The sequence below is a fragment of the Saccharopolyspora sp. SCSIO 74807 genome (assembly GCF_037023755.1).
GTDB lineage: Bacteria > Actinomycetota > Actinomycetes > Mycobacteriales > Pseudonocardiaceae > Saccharopolyspora_C > Saccharopolyspora_C galaxeae.
This window is the reverse complement of record NZ_CP146100.1, coordinates 4098047-4109897: the sequence shown is the minus strand read 5'-3', so window position 1 is coordinate 4109897 and position 11851 is coordinate 4098047. Positions and strand designations below refer to the sequence as shown.

Below are 11851 nucleotides of genomic sequence, written 5' to 3'. Positions count from 1 at the left end.
GGTGATCGGTGGGAAAAGCGCTGAACCGGCACGCTGCACCGAGCAGGAGCACCTGAAAACCTCCTCCGGGGCTCCGCGACCCCGAGCGAATCTCGCACGACGGCGCCAGTGTCCTGGCTCGTGGATCAGCGCCGCGTCTCCGGCCTTCCCACCGGAATTCCGGCGGTGGCGTCGGTGGAGACCGGCTCCCCACTCACAGTGGCGGGACCGCGCCGGACTCGCACCGGCTTCCTACGCACCGTCGTCTGAACGCCTGAGAAGTTCGCAGCACACGGGTGCGCTGTCAAGGCCCGTGGTGCGCACGATCACGCACCGGACTTTCCGGCAGCGATTTTCAACGACGCGTGCAGAACGCGCTGACCAGCGCGTTGCGGATGTGCCTGCGAGGTGACGAGCACCGCGGCGGCGGAACCGCCACGGCTGTGCGCCACCGGGATCAGCGCAACGGTCTGTTCGGATCGCGCCTCCTGCGGGCGGTCAGGAACAGGAACGAGCCGGGACCGCTGGAATCCACGATGTCCAGCCCGGCCGCGGTCAGCACCGCGGAAAGCCGTGCGGGATCGAACGAGCGGATCCCGAAAACCTGCTCGTGCCGCCGTTGCAGCCACCGTTGGAACGGACGCTGCGCCCATCGGAAACTGCTCACCGTGAACGTCCCCGCCGGGTGCAGGCAGCGTGCGACCTCGGCGACGACCTGCTCGACGTCCGGCAGCAGGTGCAGCGCGTCCGAGCAGTTCACCGCGCCCAGGTAGCCGTCCGGGAACGGCAGCGCCCTGGCGTCTCCCTCGGTGAACCGCGCGCCCGGTACCGCCGATCCGGCCGCATCGAGCGCGACCCGGGACAGGTCCAGTCCGACCACCCGGTCCGGGCCGAACTGCTCGGCCAGCACCCGAGTCCAGCGGCCGGTGCCGCACGCCAGATCGAGCACCGGCCCGGGCGCGGCCCGCAGGTTGCGCCGCAGGTAAGCGTCTTCGTCCCGAGTGGTCACCAAGTCTTCCCAGTTGCCGCCCAGCAGGTTCCGCACCGCGGGTCGGACGACGTCCTCGTAGTGCTCGGCCACTATCGGGTCGTGCTCCAGCAACTCGCGGTAAGCGCAACGGACGTCGGTCTCGGGCAGCGGCACCGAAAAACCGGCGAGGTCCGGCCATCCCACCGCGTGGTGGATCTCGTGTTCGGCCCGCGCCCCCAAGTACGCGAGCAGCGCCATAGTTTCCGATCGCCACAGTTCGGTCAGCTCCGCGGGTCCGCGCGGACGTTCCGGAGGCCGCTCGGGAGCGGGACGCCAGTGCACCGGCGACGGCCACGCGCGGCCCAGCCCGGCCACCGAGCCCGGCTCGCCCGGTCTCGGCGCGGTCAGGCACCGGCGCACCCTGCTGATGTCCTCCTCGTCCGCGCACCGGCAGACGGCGGGCAGGATGCCGCTTCGTTCCTCCGGAAGGTGCGCGAGCAGATGCAGCAGTGCGGCGCGCAGGGCCGGCTCGGTTTCGGCCGACAACAGCACCGAAAGGTGCGCTTCCAAATCCCCGCGGACGGCATCGCGCACCTGCTCGGCGAAGTGCGGGCGGGCGCGGTCCTCGCCGGCGAGCAACCCGAGCAGCAAGGCCACCCGCGCGCGGTTGGGATGCGGCCGTCCGGTGATCACTCCGGTCAGCCCGACCACGTCCACCGGCCCCGCCGAGGCAGGGTCGAACAGTTCCCGGACGAGCCGGGCGAACGCGGGATCGGCCCGCGTCGGGTCGTCGTCGGTCAGCGCGGCGCGCAAGCCGCAAAGCCGGCGGCCGCCTCGTTGCATCGGTAGCAGTGCCTCGTCCCGTTGCTCGCCCGTGCGCATCGCCTCGACTCCTTCCTGCTGTCGCCGGTGCCGCCTTGGCATCGCGTAGATTTCGTTGCGGCGCGGTGCGATTCGGTGCTCTCAGCTGCGCTGCTGGACGCACTGCGCCGGACACGCCGGTACCGCACCGTCCGCGGAGGGCGAACCGCCGGGCGTCGTCGCCCAGGTCGGTCGATGAGGATTTCCGTTGCCGTGCAAGGGATCCGGACAGGGATGGTGCGCGACGGCGAGCACTCCGAGGTCCGGTCGTCGACGAATCGCACGGTCCCGGCCCACCGGCCCGGTACGTCCGGTGCTGCGGATGCCTTACGCGAGCACCGCGGCCGGGCCAGTGGTGTTCCGGCGGGCCGACGCGGCCGGCTCCGGGGGAACGAGGCAGTCCCGCGGCGGTCTGCCCACGCTCCATCATGGATCAGCGAGCCCGGCCGCGGCGACATCCGAACGCGTAATTCTCCCTGCCCGCCTTGAGCGATCCGTCGAGGAAGCGAGATCACGGACGGTCATGGTTTGCGGATCGACGAATTGGGATCAGGAATCGAGCATCCCTCGTTGGAGTGCTCTCCACGATCTTGCTTGCCCATCCACCCACGACGCTGCCAACATGGATCTCGAGCGATCACCACGGCATCGCATCCTTCGGGAACAATCCGCCTCTTCGGCTGTTCGTGGAGTTCACCTCCGGACAATCCGTTGCGGCACAACGAGATTCCGCGATGTGCGTGGTGCACACAAGAGTTGAGGAACATCCGGGCGACAGGGCCTTCGCTCCAGCACGCACCGCCTGCCGCGACCTCCTTCCGGGCCACCACCGGCCGATCGTCCTCGCGACGTCTCCGCCGATGCGGCACCGGATTCATTGTCCATCGTGGACAGAGGACGCCGACAGGAGAAGCGGACATGCGCACGCCCCGAACCAGCCGCACGCACCGGCCCGGACTTTCCGGGATCGGCACGATCCCGACCGCCTGGGCTCGCCTTCGCCGACGATCCGGAGCCGACTGCAGCTTCCGCTCGATCACGTTGGGGGAAGCCCCGGCACGTCGCCGGCACCGCCAGGAGCTTCGAGCCGGCGCAAGACGGCCGCCGGACCTCCGAGGAACAGGTGCAGCGATGCGGCTGTCGATCCCTGCCATCCGGAGCAGCCCAGAGCCACCGCGAGGAGCACACCCATTCAGCCCTGTAGCCGCAGCGGTCGACCACCGCACGGAACACGCTGCGACAGCGGCCGCTGCTCCATGCGAGCGACCGCGGACCTCCCGTTCGAGTGCACCTCCCGCGGAGCTCTTGGCCACCCGATCGAGTTCTGGTTGCCTGCCTGACGCGAGATCATCTCCAAGCTGCGCCCCGCAGGGGCACGACCACCCACGCCGACCTACGACCCAGCCGGGGCACCGTCGAACGGACCCCTCGCCTGGGCCGAACCCGAACCGAACCGACCGGCAGGTCGAAACCGCCCGGTGCGGCGGAGGAAGGACAGGTGCGCACGTGCAACCGTTCCAGCTGCCCGAGTTCTACATGGCTCATCCGGCGAGGCTGAACCCGCACCTGCAGCGCGCCCGGCGGCACAGCAAGACCTGGGCATACGAGATGGACATGATCGACGTCCCGCAGCAGGGCGTCCCGATCTGGGACGAGCAGGACTTCGACTCGCACGACTACGCGCTGCTGTGCGCCTACACCCACCCGGACGCCGACGGCGAAGCGCTCGACCTGGTCACCGACTGGTACGTGTGGGTCTTCTACTTCGACGACCACTTCCTGGAGCTGTACAAGCGGACCCCGGACATCGCGGCGGCCCGCGAGCACCTCGATCGGCTCGCCCTGTTCATGCCGGTGGACGGCGCGATCACCGAAGAACCGCGCAACCCCGTGGAACTCGGCCTCGCGGACCTGTGGAGCCGCACCGTCCCGGCCCGCTCCGCGGACTGGCGGCGCCGGTTCGCCGAGAGCACCCGCAACCTGCTCGACGAGTCGCTGTGGGAACTGGCCAACATCAGCCGGGACCGGCTGTCCAACCCGATCGAATACGTCGAAATGCGGCGCAAGGTCGGCGGCGCCCCGTGGTCGGCGAACCTGGTCGAGCACGCGGTGAACGCGGAGGTGCCTGCCGAGATCGCCGCGACCCGGCCGATGGAGGTCCTGCGCGACACCTTCGCCGACGCGGTGCACCTGCGCAACGACCTGTTCTCCTACGAGCGGGAAGTGCTCGACGAAGGCGAGCTGTCCAACGGCGTGCTGGTCTTCGAGCGATTCCTGGACTGCTCGACGCAGCAGGCCGCGGACGCGGTCAACGACCTGCTCACGTCCCGGCTGCACCAGTTCGAGCACACCGCGTTCACCGAGGTGCCCGCGCTGTTCGAGGAGCACGCCGTCGATCCGGGCTCCCGCGCCGGGGTGTTCGCCTACGTCAAAGGGCTGCAGGACTGGCAATCCGGCGGACACGAGTGGCACATGCGCTCCAGCCGCTACATGAACGAGGACACCCGCGAGGACCCGGTGCCTGGTACCGACCCCACGGCTGACGGGCAGGTCCTGGGCGGGCCGACCGGACTGGGAACCTCGGCGGCACGGATCGCGGTGTCCCTGGCGCAGACGGCGCCGCAGCGGGCGCGCAGCTTCCAGCACGTGCCCTACGAGCGAGTCGGCCCGACACCACCGCAGAACATGCACATGCCGTTCACCGCGCGCTCGAATCCCAACCGGGAGCACTCCCGCGAGCACACCGTCGAGTGGGCGCACCGCATGGGCATGTTGGACGGGGTGGTGTGGGACGAGCGCATGATCCGCGACTTCGATCTGTCGTTGTGCGCCTCCGGCATCCACCCGGACGGCGCGGCCGAGGAACTGGACCTCAGCACCGACTGGCTGAGCTGGGGCACCTACGGCGACGACTACTACCCGGTGATCTTCGGGCGCACCGGCGACTTCGCAGGCGCGAAAGCCTGCACCGAGCGGTTGCGGTCGTTCATGCCGGTGGACGACACCCCTCCCCCGCTGCCCGCCAATGCTCTGGAACGAGCCCTGAGCGATCTGTGGGTGCGCACCACGGCCGAGATGGATCTGGCGGCCCGCCGCACGTTCCGCCGGGCCATCGAGGTGATGATCGACAGCTGGCTCTGGGAACTCGGCAACCAGCTGCAGAACCGAATTCCGGACCCGGTCGACTACGTCGAGATGCGCCGCCGGACCTTCGGCTCGGACCTCACGATGAGCCTCTGCCGGATTTCGCACGGGTGGGCCGTGCCACCGGAGATCTACCGGACACGCACGATCCAGGCCATCGAGAACTCGGCCGCCGACTACGCCTGCCTGCTCAACGACGTGTTCTCCTTCCAGAAGGAGATCGAGTTCGAAGGCGAACTGCACAACGGGATTCTGGTGGTGCAGAACTTCCTGGACTGCGATCGGGAGCGTGCGGTGGGCGTCGTCGTGGATTTGATGAACGCCCGGATGAGCCAGTTCCAGCACGTGGTGGCCGAGGAATTGCCGACGTTGTTCGAGCAGCACGAACTCGACCAGGACGCGCGGGATGCCCTGCTGGGCTACGTCGAAGAGCTGCAGAACTGGATGTCCGGGATCCTCGTATGGCACGCCGGGTGTCATCGGTATGTGGAATCAGCTTTGCGGCACCAGCCGGCAGCGGCACCGGTCGCCGCAGCCACGGTGCTCGGCGGGCCCACCGGACTGGGCACCTCGGCAGCGCGAATCGCCGCCGAACTCGGCACCGCTGCGGGCTGACGAGCCGCTCCGCGTCGTCGTCAAACCACAGCGTCGCGACCGGACTTCCCGCTCTCTCATCGGACCGGACACATCGACCAGCCATCGGAGGTTGATCAGAAGTACCGGCATCGGCCGTTGATCTTCGCGATTTTCCCGACCCGCTCTGCGAAGTGATCTCGGCGGTCTTTGCCGAACCCGACTGCGGACGTTGAACCGGGCCCGGTCGTGCGGCGATCGGCGCGCACCCGTCGCGACCGGGCCCGGGAGCACGAAGACGTCATCAAGCCAGTGCGCTCTCCCAGCACCACGACGTGCCGATTGCTGCGGCGTCCTTTCGCGCCCGCTCACCAGCCTCATCGGGCGACTGTGTCCGTACGCGTGCGTCCGTACGCGCGCGTGCGGGAAACGCTCGCTCACGGCTCTGTCGGCGACGCCCGAATTGCATTAAATCAGTCGTTTGACTTATCGACATCGGTACGAGTTAACTGGTCACCCCAGTCGTCTCCGGAGGAGTCGTCGTGAGCTCGGATGCCGAAGGCGCGCCGAAGTTCGCGACCGCCGCGCACTCCTGCCGGACCGAGCGGTGGTCGAGCCGCAGATGGCGCGCAAGGCGCCGCCGCGGCGGCTGCCATCGTTGGAGTTGCCGGCGGCGGGCCACGATCGACCTGCCGGCGGCGGATCGCAGGAAGTACCGATTCGGTGGTGACCATGACCCGCAAGACCGCCCGTGCCGAACGCGCCGACGCGACCAGGGAGCGGATCCTGTCCGCGGCCGAGCGGCTGTTCGCCGAACACGGCCTGTTCGCGGTTTCCAATCGCCAGGTCAGCGAGGCGGCCGGGCAGGGCAACAACGCCGCGGTGGGCTACCACTTCGGCACCAAGACGGACCTGGTGCGCGCGATCGTGCGCAGGCACAACGACGACATCGAACAGCGGCGGCTGGGCCTGGTCGAGTCGGTGGGCGAGTCCACCGAAGTCCGGGACTGGGTGGCCTGCATGGTCCGCCCGACCACCGAACACCTCGCCGACCTGGACGTGCCCGCCTGGTACTCCCGGTTCTGCGCGCAGGTGATGACCGATCCGGGCTTCCGTTCGATCATGGTCGAGGAGTCGCTCGGCGCACCGTCGCTACACCGGGCCCTCGCGGGGCTGAACCGCTGCCTGCCCGACATGCCCGCGGACGTGCGAGCGGAGCGGTTCGACATGGTCCGGCAGCTGATGGTGCACATCCCTGCCGAACGCGAGCGCGCGCTCGACGAGGGCACCGCCACTCCCCGCGCCACCTGGTACGAGGCGGCGACCGGGCTGATCGATGCGATCACCGGATTGTGGCTGGCTCCGGTCAGCGCACCCCGTTCCCGGGCCGGCGACGGAGAGCACGCGTGAAAGTCACCGCAGACGAGCGCAAGTGCTGCGGATCCGGACAATGCGTGCTGCTCGCGCCCGAGGTGTTCGATCAGCGAGACGACGTCACGCTGCTCGCCCCGAGCCCGTCGAAGAACAGCACGAATCGTGCGCGAAGCGGCCGACGTCCGCCCTGCGGCGCCATCGAGGCGCACGGTTAACGGGCGGCCGGTGCGCTCACCGCACGCACGGCAGCGGCCCGCAGCCCGCTGACCCGACCCGGCTGAAAGCATCAGCGTGCAGCCGAGCTCAGGACATCGGCATCGTGTAGCAGACGGCGGTGCCGCTCAGTGCCACCGTTCCGTCGTCGCGGGTGACCGACACGTCCAGGTGCGTGATCGGCTTGTCCTCGCGGACTTCGGTGATCTCGACCCGGCCGGTGATCCGGTCTCCGGGACGCACCGGTGCCTGGAAGTCGAAGCGGGTGTTCAGGAACACCGATCCGGGGCCGGGCAGTTCTTCGGCCACGACCGCGTTGAGGATCGCGCTGGTCACCCCGCCCTGCACCACGATGCCGCCGAACCTGGTGGCCGCCGCGGCCTGCTCGTCGTAGTGCAGCGGATTGCGATCCCCGCTGATTTCGGTGAACCGTTCGATATCGCGGTCGGTGACCTCCCGCGAGAGCTCTGCGCTGGCGCCCACCTCGGGCGCCCCCTGCGGCCAGCTTGAACCCATCGCCGTTCCTCCCGATCGTCACTCGTTCACCCCGGAACCCTGCCCGGTAGTCCTTGCGGTGGCGCATACGGGTCATGTTCGGGCGAGCACGTCGCGCGACCCGGTGTAATCCCGCACCGGTGCCGATCATGGCTGCTAGAACTGCGCCGGGGGCACGATCGACACCGCCGAGATCGAAACTGGGGGACCGGAAGTGGACTTGAACGGGAATCTGCGTCGGATCGCGCTTTTCGCCGGTCACAACAGCTTCGAGGTACGCGACTCGCACGCGGGCTATGACTTGGCGGGTATCGACGACACCGCGAACGACCTGCAACGGGACCGGATCTCCAGCCGCGACGGGGTGGTCAGCGTGGGGACCGCGCGCCGCCGGCGGGTGCCGGTCGTGGTGGAGATCAGCGCGCACGCCCCCGCCGACGACCTCGACGGCTGGGATCACGTCGCGGAAACCAGCGTGGACGTCGACAGCGGGCGGATCCTGGTGCTCGGCGGTTCGGAGAGCCAGTGCGGTGCGGCGCGGTTCGACCTGCCCGCCGGTACCTACCGCGTCCGCGTCTACAGCGAAGGGTTCGCAGCGTTCGACGAGGACGCCTACCGCGTCGTGCTCTGGCCGGGGCGCGCCCGCGCGACGACCGTGCTCAAGCGCTTCACCGGCGAACCGGCAGGTGGGTGAGTGACCGGCCGACCGGGGCGGAGCGTGCCGCGGCGTACATTTGACAGGTGCGGGCGCCCGGCGGCGCCGCGCATCGCGACAGTCCGACCACCGGTTCCGCCGGCCGCAGCACCGAGAGAGTTGATCGGGTGAGTGCCCCCACGGTGACCTCGCAGACCCGCGACGAGGGGCACTCCCGCCGACTCCGCATTCCGGGCGCCGCAGGCTGGGTGCGGACGGGGGTTTCGGTCGCTTCCGGCATCGCCCTCTACGCCGCGAACCCGCCGCGAGACCTCTGGTGGCTGGCGCCGCTGGCGTTCGCGCTGTTCGCCGGGACGGTGCACGGTCGCCGCGGCCGCGCCGGGTTCGGCCACGGGGTGCTGTTCGGCGCCGCCTACATGCTGCCGCTGCTGGGCTGGATCCAGGACTTCCTCGGTGCCCAGTTCGGCCCGTGGCCGTGGCTGGGCGTGGTCCTGGTGGAAGCCGCGTTCTTCGGACTCGCCGGTGCCGGGATGGCGCTGGTGAGCAGGCTGCCGGGTTCGGCGGTGTGGATGGCGGCGGTGTTCGTGCTGGCCGAGTCCCTGCGCGGCAGCTTGCCGTTCGGTGGATTCCCGTGGGGACGGCTCGCGTTCACCCAGCCCACCGGTGGGCTTCTGCCACTGGCCTCGGTAGGCGGAGCGGCGCTGGTGACGTTCGCGGTCGCGCTCGTCGGCTGCGGATTGGCCGAGCTGGTGCTGCGGGCACGCGACACGCGCAAGCGGCTCATCGCCCCCGTGGCGGCCGTGCTCGTGCCGGTGATCGCCGGCATGTCGCTGTGGCCGACGGTCGGCACCCAGCCGCAGGCCGGGACGGCGCGAGTGGCGCTGGTGCAGGGCAACGCGCCGAACATCGGCCTGGATCTGCTCTACGCCGACGACACGCTGCACGACAACCACATCCGTGGTGCCCGGCAGCTCATCGCCGACGTGCAGACCGGGCGCGTCGCCCGCCCCGATCTCGTGCTGCTGCCGGAACAGGTCGGCAACTGGGGACCTACCCGCTACGACCCCGAGCTGAGCCGGATCACCGACCAGCTGGGCGTGCCCGTCGTCGCCGGCGGGTTCGCGGTGGATCGGGACGGCTCGTTCCGCAACCGCATCGTGCAGTTCGACCCGGGCAGCGGCGCGGGCGCGGAGTACGCCAAGCAGCACCTCGTCCCGTTCGCCGAGACCATCCCGATGCGCTCGGTGGCCCGCCTGGTCAGCCCGTTCGTGGATCGCTTCCAGCAGGACATGGTCCCCGGTGCCGGGCCGGGCGTGCTGGATTCCGGACCGGTCCGGCTCGGCGTGGGGCTGTGCTACGACGTGGCCTACGACGACGTGTTCACCGGAGCGGCACGGCAGGGCGCCACGCTGCTGGCGGTTCCGACGAACAACGCCTGGTACGGGCATTCCGAGATGAGCTGGCACCACCTGGCCATGTCCCGGTTGCGCGCGGTGGAGACCGGGCGGGCCGTAGTGGTTCCGGCGACCAGCGGCGTCAGCGCGATCATCCGGCCCGACGGCGTGATCGCCGACCGGACCGGCCAGTTCACCGCGCAGAACGTCAGCGGCGAGGTGCCGTTGCGCACCGAGCGCACCATGGCGACCTCGCTCGGCGGCGCCCCCGGGTGGGTTCTGTCCCTGCTCGGAGCGGGTGCGCTGGTAGCCACCGGCCTGCGTCGCCGCCGCAGCGCCAACGCGCAGCCCGGCGGCGGTGACGATGCGCACCCCAGCGGCGACGACGAGGCGCAGCCCGGCCGCAGTGACGATGCGCCGCCCGACCACAGTGACGATCCGCGGCCCAGCCGCAGTGACATTGCGCGGCCGGGCCGCGGCGACGACGAGAACTGACTGGCACACCGGTCACGCGAGCGGTCCCTGGGGGACGCGCGTGACCTCGAGGAGGAGCGGATGACGAACCGGCACGCCCCGGATGGGAAGGGAGTGCCCGGCACGACCCTCGTGGTTGTCCCCACGTACAACGAGCGGGAAAACCTGGAGCCGATCGTGCAGCGCCTGCACGCGGCACTGCCAACGGCGCACGTACTGGTCGTCGATGACGGCAGCCCCGACGGCACCGGCGACCTCGCCGAACGACTCTCGGCCTCCGACGAGCGGGTGCACGTGCTGCACCGCGCGGGAAAGTCCGGCCTCGGCGCCGCCTACGTCGCCGGTTTCCACTGGGCGCTGGACCGCGACTACGCGGCCGTGGTGGAGATGGACGCGGATGGCTCACACGCCCCGGAGGACCTGCCCAGGCTGCTGGCGATGCTCGGTGCGGACGGGGCGGGCGCCGACGTGGTGATCGGCTCCCGCTACGTCACCGGGGGGCGCGTGCTGAATTGGACCTGGCAACGCCAGTGGCTCTCGCGTGGCGCGAACATCTACTCGAAGCACGCGCTGGGCGTGCCGGTCAACGACAGCACCGCCGGCTTCCGCGTCTACCGCAGGGACGTGCTGGCCGCGCTTCCGCTGGAGGACGTCGCCTCGCAGGGCTATTGCTTCCAGGTCGACCTGACGCTGCGCGCCGTGGAAGCCGGGTACGTCATCGTGGAAGTTCCGATCACCTTCAGCGACCGCGAATTCGGCGACTCCAAGATGAGCGGCGACATCGTGCGCGAAGCCCTGCTCCGGGTGACCCGCTGGGGCGTGCGCCGCCGTGCCGCCCAGCTCTACGAGCTGTTCAACCCGCAACGCTGATCGGTGCCACCGCGGCGCGGACCGCACAGCGCACGAAAACGCCTGGGCACCCCCGCACGGGGCTTGACCCAGGCGCTCGATGTGCTCGCCCGCGGCATCGCGGGCGCAGCTAGTGCTGCTCAGGCGGAGTGGCTGCGCCGACCCCGCAGCACTTCCAGCCGCTCGTTGAGCAGTTCTTCCAGTTCCGGAATGCTGCGGCGCTCCAGCAGCATGTCCCAGTGGGTGCGCGGCGGTTTGGCCTTCTTCTGCTCGGGCTCCGAACCATCGATGATCTTCGACTCGGTGCCGTGCAGGCGGCACTCCCAAGTCGGCGGGATCTCGGCGTCGTCGGAGAACGGCACCTCGAACTCGTGGTCCTTGGAGCAGGCATAGCGCACCGTCCGGCGCGGTGCGAGGTCGTGATTGCGGTCGGTCTCGTAGCTGACCGCTCCGAGCCGGCTGCCACGCAGAACGCGATCGGCCATGACGGTTCCTTTCCTTCGGCCCGGCGCAGGTCCGGACGGGTTGTGCTCACCGAGTGCAACGACGGACGTCCCGCTGCCTGTTCCCGGCGCAGGGATCCATGTCGCGGTCGGTGACGTTATTCACTCGTCAACGAGATCGTCCCCTCTAGAGATCCATCGGGCCGCGTTCGCGACGTGTTATCCCTCGCGCAACCTAGAGGTCGATCTGAACGGGTGATAGTGCCAGAGCAGCTATCACTTAGGGCAACTTAACCAGCACTCTGTTCCAGGGATTGGGGGCGAGATCACGTGCCGCTCCGACACGAGCCCCGCCGCCTTGATCACGTTATGTAGCCACCCCCTCGGCAGTGTGCTCGCGACACTCCGTACTGGCATATTCCGATGT

At 69.6% G+C, this 11851-nt stretch carries 8 protein-coding genes and 1 riboswitch; of the genes, 5 read left to right on the top strand and 3 right to left on the bottom strand.

The window, feature by feature from the left end:
* Window positions 1-85: 85 nt before the first annotated feature.
* A riboswitch (cobalamin riboswitch) is annotated at window positions 86-270 on the bottom strand.
* Between the two features lie 166 nt (window positions 271-436).
* Window positions 437-1831 (bottom strand): class I SAM-dependent methyltransferase, encoded by a 1395-nt coding sequence (locus V1457_RS18860; protein ID WP_338595862.1) that lies wholly within the window; start codon window positions 1829-1831, stop codon window positions 437-439.
* A gap of 1485 nt (window positions 1832-3316) precedes the next feature.
* Here V1457_RS18860 and V1457_RS18855 point away from each other — a divergent pair.
* Both V1457_RS18855 and V1457_RS18850 read left to right on the top strand, forming a co-directional pair.
* The gene (locus tag V1457_RS18855) at window positions 3317-5569 is read left to right on the top strand and encodes a terpene synthase family protein (RefSeq protein WP_295140355.1); all 2253 of its coding nucleotides are present in this window, start codon (window positions 3317-3319) and stop codon (window positions 5567-5569) included.
* A gap of 690 nt (window positions 5570-6259) precedes the next feature.
* On the top strand, window positions 6260-6937 hold the full coding sequence (locus tag V1457_RS18850) for a TetR family transcriptional regulator (protein WP_338595859.1): 678 nt from the start codon (window positions 6260-6262) through the stop codon (window positions 6935-6937).
* 267 nt (window positions 6938-7204) lie between these two features.
* Here the strand turns inward: V1457_RS18850 and V1457_RS18840 are convergent, their stop codons facing one another.
* Window positions 7205-7630 (bottom strand): MaoC family dehydratase, encoded by a 426-nt coding sequence (locus V1457_RS18840; RefSeq protein ID WP_200069542.1) that lies wholly within the window; start codon window positions 7628-7630, stop codon window positions 7205-7207.
* 199 nt (window positions 7631-7829) lie between these two features.
* On the opposite strand from V1457_RS18840, the gene V1457_RS18835 reads away from it, so the two are divergent.
* The 3 genes from V1457_RS18835 to V1457_RS18825 all read left to right on the top strand — a co-directional run bounded on the left by V1457_RS18835 (window position 7830) and on the right by V1457_RS18825 (window position 11002).
* On the top strand, window positions 7830-8303 hold the full coding sequence (locus V1457_RS18835) for a hypothetical protein (protein ID WP_200069543.1): 474 nt from the start codon (window positions 7830-7832) through the stop codon (window positions 8301-8303).
* A gap of 128 nt (window positions 8304-8431) precedes the next feature.
* Entirely contained in the window at window positions 8432-10153 is a 1722-nt protein-coding gene (gene lnt, locus V1457_RS18830; RefSeq protein WP_338595853.1) for an apolipoprotein N-acyltransferase, read from the top strand.
* Window positions 10154-10213: 60 nt separating this feature from the next.
* On the top strand, window positions 10214-11002 hold the full coding sequence (locus V1457_RS18825) for a polyprenol monophosphomannose synthase (protein WP_295140370.1): 789 nt from the start codon (window positions 10214-10216) through the stop codon (window positions 11000-11002).
* A 119-nt stretch (window positions 11003-11121) separates the two neighbouring features.
* Here V1457_RS18825 and V1457_RS18820 read toward each other — a convergent pair whose 3' ends face one another.
* Window positions 11122-11466 (bottom strand): RNA polymerase-binding protein RbpA, encoded by a 345-nt coding sequence (locus tag V1457_RS18820; RefSeq protein WP_200069545.1) that lies wholly within the window; start codon window positions 11464-11466, stop codon window positions 11122-11124.
* Between the last annotated feature and the right edge of the window lie 385 nt (window positions 11467-11851).